Origin of the sequence: Stakelama sediminis (assembly GCF_014199335.1) — a bacterium.
Lineage (GTDB): Bacteria > Pseudomonadota > Alphaproteobacteria > Sphingomonadales > Sphingomonadaceae > Sphingomonas > Sphingomonas sediminis.
The window spans coordinates 20,886-42,500 of record NZ_JACIJI010000005.1; the positions used below are offsets into that span (position 1 = coordinate 20,886).

A 21,615-nucleotide genomic window follows, 5' to 3' on the forward strand; every position below is an offset into this window, starting at 1 on the left:
TGGGCGGCATACTCATCAAGCGGAGGGCACATGGCCGATTACCGGATGGACGCCGATCATCCCGGCGTGGCGGCAACACGCGGCGTTCAAAACGTACTGGGCAAGCCGCTCGACCGCATCGACGGCGTGGCAAAGGTCACGGGCACCGCGCCCTATGGCTATGAGCGCCGGGTCGAAGGGGACATCGCCTATGGCTTCGCGATTACCGCACCTGCCGCGAAGGGGGCGGTGCGTAACATCGATACGGACGCTGCCCGCGCGCTGCCCGGTGTGATCGATATCATCGTCGATGATCCGCGTATCGCGCGGCAGGCGGCGGCCTTTGCGCCCGCGGCTACCGGTAATGACCGGATCGACCACTGGGATCAGGTAATCGGGGTTGCGGTCGCCGAAACTTTTGAGGCCGCCCGTGCGGCGGCGCGCGCGGTGGTGGTCGATATCGCGGTGGAAGAGGGGCGCTATGACACGCTTGCCGGGCGCAATGATGCCAGCCCGCCGCCTAAGGATTCACGTCTTCAGGATCGGACTATCGGCGATTTCGACGGCGCGATGGCTGATGGGGAAATTACGCTCGACCAAAGCTATTCGACGCCTAATCATGTCCATGCCGCCATGGAGCCGCACGCGTCGATCGCGCGCTGGGACGATGGCGCGCTGACCGTCTGGTCGAGTCTGCAAATCCTCAGCAACGCGCGCAATATACTGGCGCAGGCATTTGACCTGCCGCATGACAAGGTGCGCGTGATCTCCCCCTATATCGGCGGCGGATTCGGCGGGAAGGGCGGCATCGGCCCGGAAACCGTGCTCGCCGTCATCGCGGCACAAAAACTGGGCCGCCCGGTCAAGATTGCGATGACCCGGCAGCAACTGTTTCACAATGTCTATCGCCGTACCGATACGCATCAGCGCCTGCGGCTGGCGGCGGATGCAGAGGGGCGATTGACCGCTCTCGGCCATGACAGCCTGTTGAGCCAGGGGCCGGACGGCGGTTTCATGGAACCGGTCGCGCTGGGGTCGCTGGGCCTGTATGGCGCGCCCGCACGGCGGTTCACGCACCGTGTCGTCACGCTCGACATGGTTATGGCGGGTGCGGTGCGCGCGCCGGGCGAAGCGGTGGGAATGCTCGCGCTGGAAAGTGCGATGGACGAGATGGCGGAAAAAGTCGGGCTGGACCCGATCGAGTTCCGCAAACGCAACGAGCCGGAGGTCGATCCCACCACCGGCAAGCCCTTTTCCTCGCGCCGCTTCATCGAGTGCCTCGAAACCGGTGCGGAGCGGTTCGGCTGGGACCGCCGAGAAGCCACGCCCGGCATGCGTCGTGAAGGCGAATGGCTGATCGGCATGGGCGTGGCGGGCGCGTTCCGGATCAACCTGCTCGTCACCGGCAAAGCGCGGGTGCAGCTGATGCCCGACGGCACCGCGACGGTCGAAACCGACATGACCGATATCGGCACCGGCACCTATACCGTCACCGCGCAGGTCGCGGGCGAGGCGCTGGGCCTGCCCGTCGAGCAGGTGAAGGTGGCGCTGGGCGATACGGCTTTTCCCCCCGGTTCCGGCTCGGGCGGATCGTTCGGCGCGGCGGCGACCGCGTCTTCGGTTGCGCTGGCATGTGAGGACATCGTCGCGGAACTGGCGAAGCGTATGGATGCAGACCCCGCCGATATGACGCTGAAAGACGGTCATGCGATCGCCGGCAATCGCCGTGTACCGTTCAGCGAACTGGTGGGCAGCGCACCGATTGAGGGACTGGGCACTATCGAGCAGGGCAGGAATGCTGAAACCTACAGCCAGGCCGCCTATGGCGCGCAATTTGCCGAGGTCGCGGTCAATGCGGTGACGGGTGAGGTGCGTGTGCGCCGGATGCTGGGCGTGTTCGATGCCGGGCGCATCCTGAATTACAAGACCGCGCATAGTCAGGCGATCGGCGGCATGATCTGGGGTATCGGCTATGCGCTGCACGAAGACGCCGTGCTCGACAAACGCACCGGTCAGTTCGTCAATCACGATCTGGGCGAATATCATATTCCTGCCCATGCCGATGTTCCGCCGCTTGATGTATTGTTTCTGGAGGAACCGGACCTCCATGCCAATCCGGTGGGCGTGAAGGGGCTGGGCGAATTGTCCATTTCCGGCGCGGGAGCGGCCGTGACCAACGCGATCTACAATGCCTGCGGCGTGCGCGTGCGCGATTTTCCGCTGACGCTGGACAAGATCATCGCGGACCTGCCGCCGGTATGACCGTGACCTGTCAAGGAGGCTGCGATGGCCGATAGCGATCCCGTCCTTGCCGCCGCGCGCCAGTGGAAGGGCGCGCCCATGGCGCTTGCCACGGTGGTTTCCACCTGGGGTTCCGCTCCGCGGCCCAAAGGCAGCCATATGCTGGTGCATCAGGACGGCCGGTTCGAAGGATCGGTGTCGGGCGGCTGTGTCGAAACCGATATCCTCGCCACCGCTGCCGAGGTGATCGCGGGCGCGCCGTTCCAGGTGAAGCACTATGGCGTTGCCGATGCCGCAGCGTGGGAAGTCGGGCTACCCTGCGGCGGCAAGATCGCGGTGATGGTGCAGCCGGTGAACGCGGAGGGCTTTGATCCCGAACTGTTCGACAGGATTGCTGAAGCGCGCGGGGCGGGGGAAGCGCTGACCGTCACCACCGATCTGGAAACCGGCCATAGCGACCTGCGCGAACAGGCGACGGGGGAGGTGTTCGTCAACCGTTACGATCCGCCGCGCCGCTTGCTGATCGTCGGCGCGGTGCAGATCGCGCAGGCGCTGGCGGGGCTGGCACGCGAACTGGGCATCGATACGGTGGTCATCGACCCGCGCGGCCGGTTCCTGACCGAAGAGCGCTTTCCCGGCGTCACGCTCGACGATCGCTGGCCCGATGAGGCGGTGGCGGCGTACAAGCCCGGCCCGGCGACGGCGGTGGTCACGCTGTCGCACGATATCAAGATCGACGATCCCGCGCTGATCGCGGCGTTGTCCGCCGATGCCGGCTATGTCGCCGCGCTGGGGTCGCGCAAAAGCCATGCCGCAAGGCGCGACCGCCTGACCGAAGCAGGACTGAGCGCAGCGCAGATCGACCGGATCGATGGTCCCGCCGGGCTGGATATCGGCGCCATCGGTCCTGCCGAAATCGCACTGTCGATTGCCGCCGCAATGGTCAGCGCCTTTCATGACAAGGGCTGAGGATACTGCACTGGTGCTGCTGGCGGCGGGCGCGTCGCGACGGTTCGGAGCCGGTGACAAGCTGATCGCGCCTTTCGACGGCAAACCGCTGGGGCTGCACGCGGTCGCCGCGCTGGCATCGATTCCGTTCGCGATACGGATCGCTGTCGTGTCCGGCACCGCGCTCGATCTTGCCGCGCATGGCTTTCACTGCGTACCCAATCATCGCCAGGCGGATGGTCTTGCCCATTCCATCGGGCTGGGCGTGCAGGCCGCACGGGAAGCAGGAGTGCAGGCGGTGTTGATTGCGCTCGCCGACATGCCCCGGATCACGGCGGCGCATGTCGGGCACCTGCTGGCGGAAGCGGACGGGCCGGATGCGGTGGTCGCTTCGAGCAATGGCGAGGTTGCAATGCCGCCGGTGCTGTTCGGGCGGCGGCATTTCGATGCGCTATCGGGTCGCACCGGCGATGCAGGACCGCGCGCGTTGATTCGGACGGGTAAATCCATAATCGCCGCTGCCGGTGAACTGGCCGATGTGGATACGCCGGAGGATCTGGCGCGGCTGACGTATGCATAGCGCGCTCGCGGGCGTTGCGCTTGGCCTGTTTTCGGCGGTGGCGCTCGCCTTTGCCAATCTGGCGGTGAAGCTGGGCAGCGACATCATGGTCAGCCGTTCGATCCTGTCGATCAGCGCGGCGGTGATGCTGTTGCCCTTCACGTTGCTGGTGCCCGCGCCCGATGCCGCGACCTTTCACGTCCTGCTGTTCGCGATTCCCGCCCATTTTCTTTATCAATGCTTTCTGATTCAGGCATTGGGGCGCGGCGACCTGTCGCTGGTATTCCCGGTGATGCGCGGCGCATCTCCGCTGATTACCGCCGTGGTGGCGGGGATCGCGCTGCACGAGCCGCTGGCGCCGATCGAATGGGTGGGGCTGGCCATCGCGACAGGCGCGGTTATCGTCTTTGCCCTGCCGCCCGGTGGCATGCGGCTGAGCGCGCATCCCGACAAGCGCGCGCTCGGCTGGGCGCTGGCCACCGCAGGCGGGGTGGCGCTTTATAACACCACCGATAGCTGGGGCGTGCGTACCGCGCCTGCGCCCGTCACCTATATCGTCTGGCTGTTCCTGTTCGACTGGATCGGCGTGACGATGAGCGCGATCGTGTTGCGCCGGGGCGCGCTCCTGACGGTCTTCCGGCAGAAATGGCGCTATGGCGCGGCGGCAGGTGCGCTGTCGATCCTGTCTTTCGGTGCCGCGCTCTATGCCTTTTCCTTTGTCGAGACGGCAAAAGTTTCCGCTCTGCGCGAAACTGCCGTGGTCTGGGCGGCGATTATGGGCGCATTATGGCTGAAAGAGGGATTCGGAGCCCGCCGCATCGTTGCCGCACTGGTGCTCGCGGCGGGCCTCGTCCTTCTTCAGTTCGGCGGTTGACGCAGCATCATACTATGTCGCGAAGCTGGTGGAGCGGGAGACGTCGTCCCAGTTGGCAATCTCCGTCCTCATGGCGTCCAGCTTCTGCCCGACCAGGCCGAGCGCATCGTCGCCAAGGAACAGGCGGACCGGCGGATTCGGCGCTTCGACCAGGGCGAGCAGAGCCTGTGCGGCCTTCGCAGGATCGCCCGGCTGATGACCGCTCTTGGCCTGTCGCCCGGCGCGAATCGGATCCATCACCGCGTCATAATCGGCAAGGCTGCGCGGTGCCCGGTCCATCGAACGCCCCGCCCAGTCGGTACGAAACTGGCCGGGCGCCAGCGCCGTGACGTGGATTCCAAATCCCGCAAGTTCCTTGCCCAGTGCTTCGGAAATGCCCTCCAGCGCGAATTTGCTACCGCAATAAAAGCTGATGCCCGGCATGGTGATGAAACCGCCCATCGACGTGACATTGATGATGTGGCCTTTGCGGCGCCCGCGCATCGACGGCAGTACCGCCTTGATCATCGCCACCGGCCCGAACACATTGGCCGCGAATTGCCGCTGAAGATCGTCCATTGACGATTCCTCCAAAATGCCTTCATGCCCATAGCCGGCATTGTTCACCAGAATCTCGACCGGTGCCGCCTGTTCTGCGGCCTTCGCCACGGCAGCGGGGATTGCGTCGTAATCGGTAACGTCCAGTTCAAGGGGATATGCCCGGCCGGGTGCACATGCGGCAAACGCGTCCGCATCCCCCCTGCGTCGCACGGTGCCGATCACGCGATGTCCAGCTTTGAGCGCGCCTATCGCAAAGGCACGGCCAAGGCCGGAACTGACCCCGGTAATCAGAAAGGTTTTGATTGTGTCGCCCGACATCCCAAACTCCGCATTGAAGTGAATAACTATATCATGATATAGAAATGCCATGCGAAAGGACAAGATGCCTTCTTCTTCCAGTGCCGTCAGAGGTGCCCCTGTTCGTCAGCGTGTGATCGATGCGGCGGAACGCCTGCTTCGACAGGGCAAGGCGGAATTTTCGATGCGGGATCTGGCCTCCGAAGCCGGAGTCAGCTTCGCGACGCCGTTCAATCAGTTCGGCAGCAAGCATGCGCTGATGCTGGCGCTGTCGGCGTGTCGTATCGATGCGATGAAAGAACGCTATGTTGCCGCGCAACCATCGGGCAATGCCTTGAATCGTGTCCTGTTCGCCGTTGATACGGCAACGGCGGTGATGCTGGAAGAACCAGCGGTCAACCGGGCAGTCATGGGCTGGATCGGCACCAGCGGAGCAGTCGCCGGGGACGTGCTGGCGCATTCGACCGCGCTCTGGGCGCTCGCGCTGGGCGAGGGAGCCGGATCGGACTCGGCTTGTCGGCAACAACCGGTCGATTGTCTGCCGCGACAGCTCGCTTTCGCCTTTCGCGGCGTGCTGTCATTCTGGACAGCGGGCGAACTGCCGGATGCAGCGTTGGGTGAAAGCGCCCGGCAAATGGCGCAGGCCCTGTTGCGGGGCGCACGCAGCGATAGCTGAGGCGTGACGCCGCCTGAGCCGGGCAGGCCCTATATCTGCCCTTCACGCTTCAAATTGACTCCTCGCCTGTAATTTCCGACTAGCACCGCTGAAGGAGAAGGACATGCGGCAATTCGATGTGGTGATCGTCGGCGGCGGACATGGCGGGGCGCAGGCGGCAATCGCCCTGCGTCAGGCGAAATTCGAAGGTTCGATTGCGATCGTCACGGAAGAAACGGAACTTCCTTATGAACGCCCGCCACTGTCCAAAGAGTATCTGGCGGGGGATAAACCATTCGAACGGATGCTGATCCGGCCGGCCGCTTTCTGGGAAGAACGCGCAATCCGCTTTATCACCGGCTTTCGGGTGGAAACCGTCGACCCGGCGGCGCACCGCATCGCCGCTGCCGACGGGGAGGCCATCGGCTATGGCAAGCTGATCTGGGCAGCGGGCGGCCATGCGCGGCACCTGAGCTGTTCGGGCATCGATCTGAAGGGGGTGCATACGGTGCGCAGCCGCGCCGATGCTGACCGGATGATGGCCGAACTACCCGATGTGAAGCGCGCGGTGGTGATCGGCGGCGGTTATATCGGACTGGAAGCTGCCTCTGCGCTTACCAAGCAAGGCAAGCAAGTGGTGTTGCTGGAAGCGCTCGACCGCGTGCTGGCGCGGGTCGCGGGCGAGGCATTGTCCCGCTTTTATGAAGAGGAGCATCGCGCACATGGCGTCGATGTGCGCCTCAGCACCGCGGTCGATTGCATTCTGGGTGACGGCGATGCGGTGCGCGCGGTTCGGCTGGCCGATGGTACCGAACTGCCCTGCGACATGGTGGTGGTCGGGATCGGCATTGTTCCGGCAGTCGAGCCGTTGCTGCGTGCCGGTGCCGAGGGCGGCAACGGGGTGGCGGTCGATGTGCAGTGCCGGACCAGCCTGCCCGACATCTTCGCCATCGGCGATTGCGCCCTGCATGCCAATGCCTATGCCGATGGGACGAACATCCGGCTGGAATCGGTGCAGAACGCGAACGATCAGGCGACGGTAGCGGCAAAGACCATTACCGGACAGGATGCCGCATACGATGCGGTGCCATGGTTCTGGTCCGACCAGTATGACCTGAAACTGCAGACCGTGGGCCTGTCCATCGGTCATGATCAGGTGGTGCTGCGCGGCGATCCGGCGGATCGCAAATTCGCACTGGTCTATCTGCGCGGCGGGCGGGTGATCGCGCTCGATTGCGTCAATCAGATGCGCGACTATGCACAGGGCCGCAAGCTGGTGATGCAGGGCACAATGCCCGATCTGGACCGGCTGGCGAATGTCGAAGTGCCGCTCAAAGAACTGGTATAGGCCGTTCAGTGACTGGCGGCGGTCTGAGTCGGGTCGCCGGTCCAGCCGCCCGCGGTCGCGACATAAAGGTGCGCGACGTTCAGGAACTGGCGCGCCCGTGCCTCGACCAGCCCGGATTGCGCGCGCTGATATTGCCGTTCGGCGTCCAGGGTTTGCAAAATGCCGGTATTGCCGACCTGATAGCTGCGCCGTGACAGGTGCAGCGAATGCTGCGCCACCGATACGGCCTCTTGCTGATTATGGACGGACTGCGCATCGCTGTCGACCGCCTGCAACAGGTTTGCGACCTGACGAAAGGCGTCGAGCACCGTCTGGCGATAGGTGGCGTCCGCCGCCTTGGCGCGATCGACAGCCGCGCGCTTTTCGGCTTTCAGCGTGCCGCCGTGGAAGATCGGTGCGAGCAGACCGCCGAAAAAGTCGAACCCGCGCGTCGAATTGCTGAGCAGATGCGCCAGATCGTTCGATCCCTGACTAATCGTCGCGCCGATGGTGATGTCGGGATAGAGGTTCGCGGTTGCGACACCCACGGCAGCAGTCGCGGCGTGCAGATTGGCTTCCGCCTGCAAAATGTCCGGGCGCTTGTGCACCAGCTTCGATGGCAATGCGACGGGAATGGACTGCGGCAGAGTCAGCGTATCGAGGTCGAAATCGGTCGGCCCCAGATCGGCAGGTGCGATGCCGCACAACGTTGCGAGCAGGTGGCGTGCCTCGGCAAGCTGCTGGTTCAACTGCGGGATGTCGCTGCGATCATTTTCGAACTGGCTCTGCGCGTTCAGCACTTCGACCAGCGTCCCTTCGCCCGCTTGTTTGCGCTTGCGGGTCAGGTCGACGTTGCGCTGATCGTCCTGCAACAGCGTGTTGGCGGTGGCGATGCGGGCCCGGATCGCGGCGATGGTCAGCACCTGATTGACCACCTGTCCGGCAACCGTCAGATGCGCGGCCTCAGTCTGACGCAGTTGCGCCTCGGCCTTTGCCGCTGCTTCCTCCGTCCCGCGCCGCAGCTTGCCGAACGGGTCGAGGTCGAACGACACGCCTCCACCGACCGAATACAGGTCGAATTCGGGATTGCCGCTCAACCCCAGTGCCGGATTCGGCTTGAAACCGAACGCGGCCAGATTGGCCTGTTCATGCTCGATCCGACCATTGGCATCGACCTGCGGCAATTGCTTGCCCCGGATCGCGGCGACCTCTTCGCGGGATGCGGCCAGCGTGGCGTTGCTCGCTTCCAGACTGGCATTATGCGCAATCGCCTGATTGACCAGCGTGTCGAGCTGCGGCGATCCGAACGCCGTCCACCAGCGCAGCGCGGGGCCGTTACCCTGCTCGACCGCCGGCGTATTGGCAACGGCTGCCTGCTGTTTGTCGCTTGCCGGGCGATATGCGGTCGTGCCGGGTGCGGCGGGCGGCGTGAAGTTCGGACCGACGGTACATCCGGCGAGCAACGTCGCCGTACCGGTCGCAAGCAGCAGGGTTCGGGGAGAGAGAGGAAAACGCATGGTCTTCAGTCCATATGCATGGCGGGTGCTTCCGCGTTCTTTTTCGGCGGGCGCATCAACAGGATCAGAGGGGCGACCACCAGCGTGGTCACGAACAGGAAATGGAAGGCATCGATATAGGACACCATCGCGGCCTGCCGGGTGATTTCCGCATTCAGCTTCGCCACTGCGCCGCTCATCGAAAAATCGAAATTCGGCATGACATTCTGAAATACCGGATTGTCGGGTCGAACACCGTTGACAAGCCGGGAATGCACGATGGCACCGTTGCGGATCGTCATGGCCTGCAACACCGAGATACCGATTGCCGACCCGATATTGCGGATGAGCGTGAACATCGCCGCCCCTTCATTGCGCAGGCGCGGATTGAGCGTGGCAAAGGCGATGGTCGACAACGGCACGAAGATCAGGCCGGTGCCGATCCCCTGTACAAAGCCGCTGCTGACGACAAGGCTTTCGTCCATGCCCAGCGAAAAGCCACTCATCGAATAGGTTGCATAGGCGGCGATTGCGAGGCCGGCGCCGATCAGGATGCGCGCATCGACACGCTTGATCAACTGACCGACGATGATCATCGATACCATCGTGCCCAGACCGCGCGGCGCGGTGACGAGACCGGTCAGAACCACCGGATAGCCCATCAGCCCCTCCAGCATCGGCGGCAGCAGTGCGAGGACCGAAAAGATGAGCACGCCGAGGAAGAAGCCGAGCACCGATCCGGAGACGAAATTGCGGTCCTTGAACAGGGCGAGGTCGATAAACGGCTTGTCCGCCGTCAGCGTGTGGACGATGAACAGGTAGAAGAAGGTCGCCGCCAGCGCTGCTTCGATGCAGATTTCCCAGGAATTGAACCAGTCAAGCAACTGGCCGCGGTCGAGCATCAGTTGCAGCGATGCAATGGCAAGCGCCAGCATGGCGAAGCCGAACAGGTCCAGCCGGGATTTCTCCCCCGATTTGGTTTCGCTCAGAAACAGCGACAGACCGATAAACGCAATGACGCCAACCGGCAGGTTGATATAAAACACCCAGCGCCAATTGTAATTCTGCGTCAGATAACCGCCCAGTGCCGGGCCGATGATCGGCCCCAGGATCGCTCCCATGCCCCAGATCGACATGGCCGGGCCGTGGCGTTCGGGCGGATTGATGTCGAGCAGGATCGCCTGACTCATCGGCACAAGGGCGGCACCGAACATGCCCTGAAGCAGTCGAAAGCCGACCAGTTCGCCCAGGCTGGTGGCAAGTCCGCACAGGCCCGACGCGAAGGTAAAGCCGATGATCGATGCCAGGATCAGCCGCTTGCGCCCGATCCGTCCGGCCAGCCACCCGGCCAGCGGCGTCATGATCGCGGCCGCGATGATATAGCTGGTCAGAACCCAGGTAATCTGATCGGCAGAGGCGGCGACGCTGCCCTGTATATGCGGCAGGGCGACATTCGCAATCGTACTGTCGAGCGAATTCATCACCGTCGCCGCCATCACCGACGCCGTGATGAACCGCCGCGTTGCCGGGGCGGGATAGACGTCGGTCATTGTGCCTGCGCGGCCTCCGGCTGGGTGGGCGGCGTATCGTGGCTGAACAAATGGCGCTGATGCCCGGTATCCACCGTCACCTCGACGCTAAGCCCCGCGTGAAGCGATATGCTGGCTGGCAGCTTGTCGATGGTCAGTTCGACCGGCAGGCGCTGTACCACCTTCACCCAGTTACCTGTCGCGTTTTCTGCGGGAAGCACCGAAAAGGCGTTACCGGTGCCGGGACTGAAGCTGGTGAGATGCGCGGTCAGCTTCAGATCGGGAAAGGCATCGATCTTGATCGTCGCGGGCTGACCCAGCCGCATATATTGCAACTGGTTTTCCTTGAAATTGGCTTCCACCCAGATGCGGGGATTGGCCTGCGTGAAGACGGGGCGTCCGGCGGTGACATAATCGCCGACCTGAAGCTGATCGACCTTGGCGACGATGCCGTCCTGTGCAGCGCGCACGACCGTGTAGCTCAGGTTGAGCTGTGCCTGATCGAGCGCCGCCTGTGCTGCGCGCACGGCGGGCTGCGTAGCAATCGGTGCGCTGACATTGCCGGACAGTTGCGCCTGCACGGACGCATTCTGCTGGCCGACGGTCGCGACATCCTGCCGCGCGGTCTTCGCCGCCAGCACGGCCTGATCATATTGGTTCTGGCTGGAAATCCCCTCGGCCAGCAACTCCTTTTGCCGCGCTGCTTCGCGGTCGGCATAGCGCACCTGTGCCTGCGCGGCGGCAAGCTGTGCTTCGCCCTTGCGATAATCGGCCCGCTGGGAAGCGATTTGCGTACGGGCATTGGCAAGTTGCGCCTGTGCCTGTTCGACCGCCGCCTGATAGGGGGCGGGGTCGATGCGGAACAGTATCTGTCCTTTATGTACGCGTTCGTTGTTGTGCACTGCGACTGCCACGACCCGGCCGGAAATCTGGGGGCTGACGGAAATCAGACCGGTTTGCAGAAACGCGTCATCGGTCGATTCATACCGCCCACCGCTGAGATAGACATAGAGGCCGCCCAGCAGCAGAATGATGGGGGCCAGCAGCAGCAATGGTTTGCGCCAGCGCCTGGCGCGCGCAGGCCGCTCCGTCTGAAGATCCGGCTCAGCTTCGGTGCCGGTTTCTTCCGAAAAGGCACGATCCTCAGTCCATTCGTCACCGAGAACGTCATGGCCCTGGGCCGGACGCGATTTTTCCAGGGTAGAGGCCTTGTCCACCACGCTTGTTCCTCAAAATGCAAACTGAAAGGGCGGCAACGGCCGCGCATACGCAGAAATACGAATATAGTGCGGTGCAATAATTTACAAAATGGTCATTTGGCGATTATACTATGAACAAGATTCATGATTCAGATCGACCTCAACCTGCTGCAGACCTTCGATGCGCTGTATGAATTGCGCAGCACTACGCGTGCCGCCGACCGGCTGGGCCTGACGCAGTCGGCCATCAGCCATGCGCTGCGCCGGTTGCGGGATGCGGTGGATGATCCGTTGTTCGTACGTTCGGGGCGAACCTTGCAACCGACTGCACGCGCGATTGAGATGGCGCCGGAGGTGCATGCCGGCCTGATCCGCCTGCGCAGCGCGCTGGCACCCGGCAGTTTTGACCCGACTACGGTACAGCGGACGATCACTCTGGCGGTGGGATCTTATTTTTGCACACTGATGGCCCCGCAGCTGATCGCATGGGCGCGCGACGTGGCGCCCGGCATTACGATCCGGCTGGTGCCGCTCGACAAGGAATTGCCGGCGATGCTGGAGGCGGGCGCGGTGGATCTGGCGGTCGGATTGTTTGAGCACGTCCCCGACCGCTTCGTGACGGAAACGTTGTTTTCAGATGATTTCGTATGGATTGCGGCAAGGGAGCATCCGCTGATTGGGCGTTCGATAGATCGCGCCGAACTTGATGCCTGTCCGCGGTTGCAGATCGGTACGGTTCACCCCTTTGGCCTGCCCACTTCGCTGATTGAGATACGTCAGGTGTCCGAAGTCGTCGGCTTGCAACTGCCGCACGAACGGCATCCCGATGCGGTCGTGTATGAGGGGCTGACCGCCGTTGCCGCAGTGGGCGCAAGCGATCTGATCGCACAGGTGCCGCGCCGTCTGGCTGATCGTGTCGGCGATGTGATGGGGGTGAGGATAGTCGATGCCGCTGAACCGAACGTCCTCTTCACCTTGTCGGCGCTGTGGCACAGTCGCCTGCGGCAGGATGCCGGGATTTTATGGCTGCTGGATAAATTGCGGGCGTTCGGCCGCGACCCGGACCATCGCTGAAATATGTCCGCTGAGGCACTTTTATTCCTGGCTGTTTGGTCGCCGCTGCGCCTAACCAGAAGTGGGTGGGTGACATTATTAATATCTGGACAAGCGCATCAAGCGCCGCTCGCGATATCCGATCGCCCTGCTCAATGGTGAGGAGCCGCTTTCGCGAAATACCTGTCCGCTTCGCCATTAGCATCTGGCGCATCGCATGGGCGAGCTCATCTTCGAGCGCCTGACGCCTGAGGCAGCGTTGCTCGTCGATGGTGAGCGTTCCGCGTTCGAAATTGTTCGCGATCAGCGTGGAGTGAGCATTGGTTCGCATGGCCGCCTCTGGGTGGCGGTTTTCTGCGGCTGCTGGGATAAAGTGGAGCGGGTAACGGGAATCGAACCCGTATATTCAGCTTGGAAGGCTGCTGCACTACCATTGTGCTATACCCGCTCGGCCGGGAGCGAGCATGTAGCTTTGCCCGCGCGCGGGCGCAAGATCAACCTGCATGCCCAAATGCTTAATGCGCTAAATACTGGCGCTTTCGGAAAGCCTGTCCTAGATAGCCCGCCCAAATGGCCAGAAACACGACCCCTAACCGCATTCGCGGCACTCAGGATATTTTCGGCGAGGATCAGCGCCGATTCGCGCAGGTGCTTTCGACCTTTGAACGCGTGCGTGCGCTCTATTGCTTTCAGCGCGTCGATATTCCGGTGTTTGAGGCGACCGGCGTGTTCGCGCGCTCGATGGGCGAAACCTCCGACGTGGTGTCGAAGGAGATGTATACGTTCGAGGACAAGGGCGGCGATCTGATCACGCTGCGTCCCGAATTCACCGCCGGGATCGTGCGCGCCTTCATCACCGAGGGCTGGCAGCAGCACGCGCCGATGAAGCTGACCACCAGCGGGCCGGTATTCCGCTATGAACGCCCGCAAAAGGGGCGGTTCCGCCAGTTTCACCAGATCGATGCGGAGATTATCGGCGCGGCCGAACCGGCGGCCGATGTCGAATTGCTGGTGATGGCGGATCAGTTGCTGCACGAACTGGGCATTGCAGACGGCGTGACCTTGCAGCTCAATACGCTGGGCGATGCCGAAACGCGTGAAGCATGGCGCGCCGCGCTGGTCGCGCATTTCGAAGCGCATCGTGATCAGTTGTCGGAGGACAGCCTGACGCGGCTGGACAAGAACCCGCTGCGCATCCTCGATTCGAAAGACCCGCGCGACCGGCCGGTGGCGGATAGCGCGCCGGATATCGATGCCTATCTGACCGATGAGGCGCGGGCGTTTTTCGACGCGGTGACGGCGGGACTGGACGCGGCCGGGGTACAGTGGACGCGTAACAGCCGACTGGTGCGGGGGCTGGATTATTACCGCCACACCGCGTTCGAGTTCGTCACCGACCGGCTGGGCGCGCAGGGCACGGTGCTGGCGGGTGGGCGCTATGACGGGCTGGTCGAGAATCTGGGCGGCCCTTCGACGCCGGGCGTCGGCTGGGCCGCAGGAGTTGAGCGTCTGGCGATGCTGATTGAAGAGCCGCAGGCTAATTACGTCGATGCAGCGGTCATTCCGTTGGGTGAAGCGGCGACGCTTCGCGCGCAAGGGCTGGTCGCGGAATTGCGCCGTGCAGGGCTGACCGCCGATATTGGTTTTCGCGGCAACATGAAAAAGCGCATGGCGAGGGCCAATGCTCAGAATGCGCGATATGCGGTGATTCTGGGCGATGAGGAAATTGCTCAGGGGCAGGCAGGCGTGAAAAATCTGGCTTCCGGGGAGCAACAGCCGGTTGCTTTCAGCGAACTGGCGAAGGCGTTGCGGAAAGCATGACCCGTATCCCGGCAGACCGGATTGCGCAGATCGAGGCGCGGCGCGATGAGTTGCAGGCGCTGATGGCGACCGGCGACCTGCCGGGGGACCGCTTCGTCGCGGTGTCGAAGGAATATGCCGAGATCGAGCCGGTGGCGAAGGCCGCCGCCAATGTCCGCCGGTTGCGGGCCGAGGGCGAGACGCTGACCGAGATGACGCGCGAAGGCGATGCCGAATTGCGTGCGATGGCCGCCGAAGAGCTGGACACAAACCGGCAGGCGCTGGAAACCGCGGAGCGCACGCTGGCGCTGGCGCTGTTGCCGCGCGATGCGGCCGACGAACGCTCGGCGATGCTGGAAATTCGTGCGGGCACCGGCGGGGACGAGGCGGCACTGTTCGCGGGCGACCTGTTGCGCATGTATCAGCGTTATGCCGATACGCGCGGCTGGCGGGTCGAACTGATCTCCGCCAGTGCCTCCGAAGCGGGCGGGTATAAGGAAGTCGTCGTCTCGGTAACGGGACAGGGCGTGTTCGCGCGGATGAAGTTCGAAAGCGGCGTGCATCGGGTGCAGCGCGTGCCGGTGACCGAATCGGGCGGACGCATCCATACCTCCGCTGCCACCGTCGCGGTGCTGCCCGAGGCGGAGGACGTGGATGTGCAGATCGAGGACAAGGATCTGCGCATCGATGTCTATCGCTCGTCTGGGGCGGGCGGACAGCATGTGAACACCACCGATTCGGCGGTGCGCATCACGCACATCCCGACCGGGATCGTCGTTACTCAGCAGGACGAGAAATCGCAGCACAAGAACCGCGCCAAGGCGATGAAGGTACTGCGCACGCGGCTGTATGAGGCAGAGCGTGAGCGGCTGGCCAGCGACCGGGCGGGTGCGCGCAAGTCGATGGTCGGGTCGGGCGACCGTTCGGAACGCATCCGCACCTATAATTTCCCGCAAGGCCGTGTGACCGATCACCGGATCAACCTAACGCTGCACCGCCTGCCGGAGATACTGGAAGGCGAACTGGACGAACTGATCGGCGCGCTGATCGCGGAGGATGAGGCGGAGCGGCTGGCGACGCTGGAAGATGCAGCCTGACCTGCGCGCCGCGCTGAACGATGCCGCACGCGCGCTGGAACCGGTCAGCGATACTCCGCGGCTCGATGCCGAACTGCTGATGGCGCATGCGCTGGGGGTGACGCGCGATGCGATGCTGCTGGGCGGGTTGAGCCGGGCGGTGCCCGATGGTTTTGCGGACTTGCTGGAACGAAGGCTGGCGCACGAGCCGGTGGCCTATATCGTCGGCAGCCGCGATTTCTGGACGATCACGCTGGAGGTGGGGCCGGGATGCCTGGTGCCGCGCGCCGACAGCGAAACGCTGATCGAGGCGGCGGCGGCGCATTTCGCAGGGCGTGCGCCGGAAACCGTTCTCGATCTGGGGACCGGGCCGGGGACGCTGCTGCTCGCCGCGCTCGATCAATGGCCGGAGGCGACGGGGCTGGGGGTCGAGCGATCCGCGACGGCGCTTGCCTATGCCCGGGGCAATGCGGCGCGGATTGCGCCGGGGCGGGCAGAGATGCGCGCGGGTGACTGGGCAAGCGGGATCGGGCAGCGGTTCGATCTGATCCTCGCCAATCCGCCCTATATCGAAGCCGATACGGTGCTGGCGCAGGAGGTGGCGGGGCACGAACCCGGTGATGCCCTATTCGCCGGGGAGGACGGGCTGGACGCCTATCGCGCGATCATTCCGGACCTTCCCCGGCTGTTGCGTCCCGGCGGCGCGGCGGTTCTGGAAATCGGCTATCGTCAGCAGGTGGCGGTGACGGCGTTGCTGGAGGCGCAGATGCTGCACGTTACATGCCGTCATGATCTGGCCGGGCATCCCCGTGCATTGATCGCGGTTTGAATAATTGACGGAAATGGCCATATTTCCCCTTGGAGAATGGCTGCGAACCCGTTACAGCAGAGATCGGGGAAGGCACTTCAACCAGATTGTGTTGAGCTTTGGGCACTGACCCACTCCAACGTCATGTGTGCCGCTGCAGTCCGGTGGCCGTGGCAGGCGAGTATTGCCGGGGGCCGGCATACTCGCGGGTATGACTCGCATCCGGGATCAGGTGGATCGACGGACTATAGTGTTGATAACAGGACATTGAGACCTTGATGAACAATCGTCAAGCCGGCCGCCGTCGCGGCCGCGGCGGCCAGCGGCCACAGGGCGGCGGTCGCCCAGACAGCGCCAATCGTATCGACAGCCGGAATCGCGGTAATGCCGCGCAACTGCTCGAAAAATACAAAAACCTCGCTCGTGATGCGCAAATGCAGGGCGACCGGGTGAATACCGAATATTATCTGCAGTTTGCCGATCATTATTTCCGCGTGCTCAACGATAATCGCCAGCGTGCCGAGGAAAAACGGCAGCGCGAGGACGGATCCGACGATCGCGATGATGACGAGCAGAACGCTGATGCGCAGCAGGGCGACGACACCCGCAATGAGCGCCGCAATACACGGTCGCGTCGGCAGGCCGGAAACGGCGAGGACCGGAACGATCAGGCAAAGGCCGACAAACCCGACGACTCTTCTGCAAACGAAGAGGGCGAAGTCGAGGTCAAGCCGCGTCGTCGCGGTCGTCCGCGTCGGAGCGAAACCGAACAGGAAAGCGGCGATGCCGCGATCGAGGCGGATCGCCTGCCGCCCGCGCTGAAAAGCGAATCCGATGCGGCACCGGCAGAAAAGAAGCCGCGCCGCCGTCGTGCCGCTGCTGCGCGTAACGATGACGGGGACGAAGCGGCCTCCGCCGCCTGAACGTCTTGAAAATCACCGATGAGGCCGGGTTGTACAGTCAGTGCAGCCCGGCCTTTTTTATCGGTGCCTGGATCAGGTGCGCTATGCGTCGCGATTGAACCGGTCGACGGCTTCGTCATGGCCCGAGCCGGAGCTTAGGAACATCAGACCCATCAGCGCCGCCGCCAGCATGATAGTCAGCCAGACCCCGAGCGCCGTGGCAATCGCCATGTGGAGGGGCATCATGTCGGCCCACCACCACAGAAACAGCACGCACCCGATCGCGACGAATGCGGCAAAGGCACCCATCCATTTCAGGATGCGGCGATAACGCGCCCAGGCAAAGGCGGCATATTCGTCATCGTCCAAAGGGGACCGTTGGTCGTGCATGGTCTTTCATTTGCGCCCGATTCGTGAAACTCTCAATCCCATAACAGGGAAGAGGAGAAGGCCGATGACCATAGCGGCAATCCTGGAAAGTAAAGAAAGCGATATCGTCACCATTACCGGTGACGTTACGGTAAGCGATGCGGTGGCGCTGCTGGCCGAGCGAAGGATCGGCGCGGTTCCGGTGATGGATGGCGATTCCGTCGCCGGTATCTTTTCGGAACGCGACATCATCTATTGTCTGGGCAAGGATGGCGCGGCGGCGTTGAACCGTCCAGTGCGCGAGCTGATGACCGCGCCTGCGGTGACCGTCGAACCGGACCATGCGGTGCTCGATGCGCTGGGTATGATGACGAAGCGGCGTATCCGCCATCTGCCGGTGATGCAGCACGGCAGGCTGACCGGTTTCGTATCGATCGGGGATCTGGTCAAATATCGGATCGACAAGATCGAGTCCGAGGCAGAGGCGATGCGCGATTATATCCGGCAGGCTTAGGACGGATCGGCATTTAGCCCTGGTGGTCTGCAAAAGGCGGCTTTCCGCGCTTCCGGTGCTCACGTACTGAAAGTACGCTGCGCGCCGGGTCACGAAAATCCATCATATTGTTCTACGAACGTCTGCGACTCCGTCACATCATCTTCTGAATGTCGATCCGCCCCAGGGCCAGTGTGACCCCGGCCCGGCATGATGGCGGCTTATTAACCAACTATCGGTAAAACTGCCATAAATGGGCCAATCGGGGGACCGCGAATGCCGCGCAGGATCAAGAAGTTGCTCGCAACGCTGCAGGAAGAAGTGCAGTTCTATGCGGGCGAAAATGAGGAGATAGCCGGGCGCACCAACCTGCTCGCGCTCAATGCGTCGATTGAGGCCGCGCGTGCGGGCGATGCGGGCAAGGGGTTTTCCGTGGTCGCGCAGGAGGTCAAGAGTCTGGCCCAGCAGGCGCGCGCCTCCAGCACCAAATTCCGCGCTGAGGTGATGGAACGGCTTGCCCGTGGCTCGGCGATCTCCGAAGAACTGGTTGCCGAAGTGGAGCGTGCCCGACTCGCGGAACTGGCGCAGTCGATGGCGCAGACGATTTGCCGCTCACTCTACGACCGATCGATCGACGTGCGAATCCTGGCCAGCGATCCGGCGGTGATCGACGGTGCCGCCCGTGCGCAAACCGCGGCCGATGTTGAAGAGCGTGCGCTGGCACGGTTACGGACCATGCTGGGCTTCTCTCCCTATTTTCTGAATGCATTCATATGCAATGCGCGCGGCGAGATTGTCGTCTGCGCCCATGAAAATGCCAATGTCCGCAACGAAAACCTGTCCCGGGCGGATCAGTATCGCAGGGCGATGGCGGCAGGTCCGGGAGAGGACTGGTTTACCGATGCGGTATGGGACAACCCCTGGTCGGGTGGTCGCAGGGTATTGATCTATGTCGCGCCCATTCGTCAGGACGGTGTGGTGATCGGGGTGTGCTATCTGGAATATGATTTCGAGGGGCAGACCGATGAGATTCTGCATTCCGGTGGGCAAACCACCGGAGATGCCATCGTATCCGTCGTCGACATCGAAAACCGAGTGGTCGCCAGCACCGGCAGTTATGTGTTTCACCAGAGGCTGGATATCCGTTCGGTGCTGAACCAGCCTGCGGTCGATGCCGAAGACGGTGCGATCGTGGCACAGGCCCCTCCGCGGCCCTATCATGGCTTTGACGGTCTGAAGCTGCGCTGCGTGATCGAGCAGAAGGTGCCGGATGAAGCAGCGATCGACGCGGCACTCAGGGGTGGCGGGAAAATGCGTCTCACCGATGCTTCGAAGGATATGGTCAGCCACCGCGCTGCCTGATGCGGCTGCGCTGGATAATGGCATGCGTCAGTCTTCGGGCCTGAACCTCGCCGACAAGACACGAAAGAAACTCAGAGGTGCCTGCAACGGACTCTATCGGCAGGGCTGACGATTCGAATCGTCGGAGGCCAGCAGGCGATCGGGCCGGAAAACCGATATTCGGATGCAGAATGGAGTTCCACGCACATAATTCCAGCTCGATTCGAGGCCTGATTCGTCGATTCGACGCGTGCATTGACGGGGAGGCGATGTCGACTGGGGTTGGGTCGCTTTGTGTAAGCCGCAGAAATCTGCGCTTTCAGAAAAAAGTGACATAAAATTGCAAAAAGGGTTTGACGGGTAGGGGGTCCATCCGTAGAAGCCACTTCACCGACGCGGTGAGCCACACGGAACGCCGCAACGGTCACCAAAAACCAGGCGCTTTAGTCGCCCCGATAAAAAAGGGGTTTGGCGGAGCGTCGGTCTTTTGCGCTCTTTGACATTGTGATTTTAGATGAAGGGACATGTGGGCGGCGGCCCCGGGTCCGGCATTCAAGGTGTCGGATACTCGGAAAAACCAAGCCGTTCCAAGGATTTCCTTTCAGGGTTCGCTCTGAATGGTTGTCCGTTACATGTCCTTACACGTTTCCATTACGTGACGATGACGATCGGGTTCGCCTGATTGTGATCAAAAGATTTGTGCAGGAACGGCTCCTTGAAATGAGCTGCTCCGGCGTCGTTATTCCGCGGCGCTAGAGTGGAACATCAAACTTGAGAGTTTGATCCTGGCTCAGAACGAACGCTGGCGGCATGCCTAACACATGCAAGTCGAACGAACTCTTCGGAGTTAGTGGCGCACGGGTGCGTAACGCGTGGGAATCTGCCCTTGGGTTCGGAATAACGCAGAGAAATTTGCGCTAATACCGGATAATGTCTTCGGACCAAAGATTTATCGCCCATGGATGAGCCCGCGTTGGATTAGCTAGTTGGTGGGGTAAAAGCCTACCAAGGCGACGATCCATAGCTGGTCTGAGAGGATGATCAGCCACACTGGGACTGAGACACGGCCCAGACTCCTACGGGAGGCAGCAGTGGGGAATATTGGACAATGGGGGAAACCCTGATCCAGCAATGCCGCGTGAGTGATGAAGGCCCTTCGGGTTGTAAAGCTCTTTTACCAGGGATGATAATGACAGTACCTGGAGAATAAGCTCCGGCTAACTCCGTGCCAGCAGCCGCGGTAATACGGAGGGAGCTAGCGTTGTTCGGAATTACTGGGCGTAAAGCGCGCGTAGGCGGCTTTGTAAGTTAGAGGTGAAAGCCTGGAGCTCAACTCCAGAACTGCCTTTAAGACTGCATCGCTAGAATCCAGGAGAGGTGAGTGGAATTCCGAGTGTAGAGGTGAAATTCGTAGATATTCGGAAGAACACCAGTGGCGAAGGCGGCTCACTGGACTGGTATTGACGCTGAGGTGCGAAAGTGTGGGGAGCAAACAGGATTAGATACCCTGGTAGTCCACACCGTAAACGATGATAACTAGCTGTCCGGGTTCATGGAACTTGGGTGGCGCAGCTAACGCATTAAGTTATCCGCCTGGGGAGTACGGTCGCAAGATTAAAACTCAAAGGAATTGACGGGGGCCTGCACAAGCGGTGGAGCATGTGGTTTAATTCGAAGCAACGCGCAGAACCTTACCAGCGTTTGACATGCCCGGACGGTTTCCAGAGATGGATTCCTTCCCTTCGGGGACTGGGACACAGGTGCTGCATGGCTGTCGTCAGCTCGTGTCGTGAGATGTTGGGTTAAGTCCCGCAACGAGCGCAACCCTCGCCTTTAGTTACCATCATTTAGTTGGGTACTCTAAAGGAACCGCCGGTGATAAGCCGGAGGAAGGTGGGGATGACGTCAAGTCCTCATGGCCCTTACGCGCTGGGCTACACACGTGCTACAATGGCAGGTACAGTGGGCAGCAATCACGCGAGTGTGAGCTAATCTCCAAAACCTGTCTCAGTTCGGATTGTTCTCTGCAACTCGAGAGCATGAAGGCGGAATCGCTAGTAATCGCGGATCAGCATGCCGCGGTGAATACGTTCCCAGGCCTTGTACACACCGCCCGTCACACCATGGGA

17 protein-coding genes, 1 tRNA gene, 1 rRNA gene and 1 pseudogene (1 of these 20 cut by a window edge) are annotated in these 21,615 nt (G+C 62.3%); 14 read left to right on the forward strand and 6 right to left on the reverse strand.

Translation table 11 applies throughout. The features are described from left to right. The first annotated feature begins 30 nt into the window (after positions 1–30). The 4 genes from FHR23_RS12465 to FHR23_RS12480 are packed head-to-tail and all read left to right on the forward strand — an operon-like array spanning position 31 to position 4,601. Complete coding sequence (locus tag FHR23_RS12465) at positions 31–2,241, forward strand: xanthine dehydrogenase family protein molybdopterin-binding subunit (RefSeq protein ID WP_184004483.1); 2,211 nt, start codon at positions 31–33, stop codon at positions 2,239–2,241. 24 nt (positions 2,242–2,265) lie between these two features. Continuing rightward, positions 2,266–3,189: an XdhC family protein gene (locus tag FHR23_RS12470; protein WP_184004485.1), complete on the forward strand. Its 924-nt coding sequence runs from the start codon at positions 2,266–2,268 to the stop codon at positions 3,187–3,189. Further along, positions 3,176–3,748 (forward strand): nucleotidyltransferase family protein, encoded by a 573-nt coding sequence (locus tag FHR23_RS12475; RefSeq protein ID WP_184004487.1) that lies wholly within the window; start codon positions 3,176–3,178, stop codon positions 3,746–3,748. The genes FHR23_RS12470 and FHR23_RS12475 overlap by 14 nt, the downstream gene beginning before the upstream one ends. Beyond that, positions 3,741–4,601, forward strand: coding sequence for a DMT family transporter (locus tag FHR23_RS12480; RefSeq protein WP_184004489.1), 861 nt, complete (start codon positions 3,741–3,743; stop codon positions 4,599–4,601). Before FHR23_RS12475 ends, FHR23_RS12480 begins: the two co-directional genes overlap by 8 nt. 12 nt (positions 4,602–4,613) lie before the next feature. Here FHR23_RS12480 and FHR23_RS12485 read toward each other — a convergent pair whose 3' ends face one another. Continuing rightward, complete coding sequence (locus FHR23_RS12485) at positions 4,614–5,459, reverse strand: oxidoreductase (RefSeq protein WP_184004493.1); 846 nt, start codon at positions 5,457–5,459, stop codon at positions 4,614–4,616. 49 nt (positions 5,460–5,508) lie between these two features. On the opposite strand from FHR23_RS12485, the gene FHR23_RS12490 reads away from it, so the two are divergent. Both FHR23_RS12490 and FHR23_RS12495 read left to right on the forward strand, forming a co-directional pair. Then, a complete protein-coding gene (locus tag FHR23_RS12490; RefSeq protein WP_184004496.1) occupies positions 5,509–6,114 on the forward strand; it encodes a TetR/AcrR family transcriptional regulator in 606 nt (201 codons plus the stop codon). A 103-nt stretch (positions 6,115–6,217) separates the two neighbouring features. Next, positions 6,218–7,441 carry an NAD(P)/FAD-dependent oxidoreductase gene (locus tag FHR23_RS12495; RefSeq protein WP_184004499.1) on the forward strand — a complete coding sequence of 408 codons (1,224 nt, stop codon included), beginning with the start codon at positions 6,218–6,220 and terminating at the stop codon, positions 7,439–7,441. A 5-nt stretch (positions 7,442–7,446) separates the two neighbouring features. Here the strand turns inward: FHR23_RS12495 and FHR23_RS12500 are convergent, their stop codons facing one another. The 3 genes from FHR23_RS12500 to FHR23_RS12510 are packed head-to-tail and all read right to left on the reverse strand — an operon-like array spanning position 7,447 to position 11,662. Beyond that, positions 7,447–8,937: an efflux transporter outer membrane subunit gene (locus FHR23_RS12500; RefSeq protein WP_184004502.1), complete on the reverse strand. Its 1,491-nt coding sequence runs from the start codon at positions 8,935–8,937 to the stop codon at positions 7,447–7,449. A gap of 5 nt (positions 8,938–8,942) precedes the next feature. Then, positions 8,943–10,466 (reverse strand): DHA2 family efflux MFS transporter permease subunit, encoded by a 1,524-nt coding sequence (locus FHR23_RS12505; protein WP_184004505.1) that lies wholly within the window; start codon positions 10,464–10,466, stop codon positions 8,943–8,945. Further along, positions 10,463–11,662 (reverse strand): HlyD family secretion protein, encoded by a 1,200-nt coding sequence (locus tag FHR23_RS12510; RefSeq protein WP_343043141.1) that lies wholly within the window; start codon positions 11,660–11,662, stop codon positions 10,463–10,465. Before FHR23_RS12510 ends, FHR23_RS12505 begins: the two co-directional genes overlap by 4 nt. A gap of 126 nt (positions 11,663–11,788) precedes the next feature. On the opposite strand from FHR23_RS12510, the gene FHR23_RS12515 reads away from it, so the two are divergent. Beyond that, a complete protein-coding gene (locus FHR23_RS12515) occupies positions 11,789–12,718 on the forward strand; it encodes a LysR family transcriptional regulator (RefSeq protein WP_184004508.1) in 930 nt (309 codons plus the stop codon). 353 nt (positions 12,719–13,071) lie between these two features. On the opposite strand, the gene FHR23_RS12520 is transcribed toward FHR23_RS12515, so the two are convergent. Beyond that, positions 13,072–13,145 (reverse strand) — tRNA-Gly (locus FHR23_RS12520). Between the two features lie 122 nt (positions 13,146–13,267). Here FHR23_RS12520 and hisS point away from each other — a divergent pair. The 4 genes from hisS to FHR23_RS12540 all read left to right on the forward strand — a co-directional run bounded on the left by hisS (position 13,268) and on the right by FHR23_RS12540 (position 17,304). Beyond that, on the forward strand, positions 13,268–14,518 hold the full coding sequence (hisS, locus tag FHR23_RS12525) for a histidine--tRNA ligase (RefSeq protein WP_184004510.1): 1,251 nt from the start codon (positions 13,268–13,270) through the stop codon (positions 14,516–14,518). Beyond that, the gene (prfA, locus tag FHR23_RS12530; RefSeq protein ID WP_184004512.1) at positions 14,515–15,594 is read left to right on the forward strand and encodes a peptide chain release factor 1; all 1,080 of its coding nucleotides are present in this window, start codon (positions 14,515–14,517) and stop codon (positions 15,592–15,594) included. Before hisS ends, prfA begins: the two co-directional genes overlap by 4 nt. Further along, on the forward strand, positions 15,584–16,402 hold the full coding sequence (gene prmC, locus FHR23_RS12535) for a peptide chain release factor N(5)-glutamine methyltransferase (protein WP_184004515.1): 819 nt from the start codon (positions 15,584–15,586) through the stop codon (positions 16,400–16,402). The genes prfA and prmC overlap by 11 nt, the downstream gene beginning before the upstream one ends. Before the next feature lie 257 nt (positions 16,403–16,659). Continuing rightward, a complete protein-coding gene (locus tag FHR23_RS12540) occupies positions 16,660–17,304 on the forward strand; it encodes a DUF4167 domain-containing protein (protein ID WP_343043142.1) in 645 nt (214 codons plus the stop codon). Positions 17,305–17,385: 81 nt separating this feature from the next. On the opposite strand, the gene FHR23_RS12545 is transcribed toward FHR23_RS12540, so the two are convergent. Further along, on the reverse strand, positions 17,386–17,673 hold the full coding sequence (locus tag FHR23_RS12545; RefSeq protein ID WP_184004521.1) for a hypothetical protein: 288 nt from the start codon (positions 17,671–17,673) through the stop codon (positions 17,386–17,388). 64 nt (positions 17,674–17,737) lie between these two features. Here FHR23_RS12545 and FHR23_RS12550 point away from each other — a divergent pair, with 64 nt between their 5' ends. The 3 genes and pseudogenes from FHR23_RS12550 to FHR23_RS12560 all read left to right on the forward strand — a co-directional run. Then, positions 17,738–18,166 (forward strand): CBS domain-containing protein, encoded by a 429-nt coding sequence (locus tag FHR23_RS12550; protein ID WP_184004524.1) that lies wholly within the window; start codon positions 17,738–17,740, stop codon positions 18,164–18,166. Between the two features lie 327 nt (positions 18,167–18,493). Continuing rightward, positions 18,494–19,507 (forward strand): annotated as a pseudogene (locus tag FHR23_RS12555) (methyl-accepting chemotaxis protein); the annotation flags it as partial. A gap of 746 nt (positions 19,508–20,253) precedes the next feature. After that, positions 20,254–21,615: ribosomal RNA gene (locus tag FHR23_RS12560) — 16S ribosomal RNA — on the forward strand; it runs 126 nt beyond the window's last position.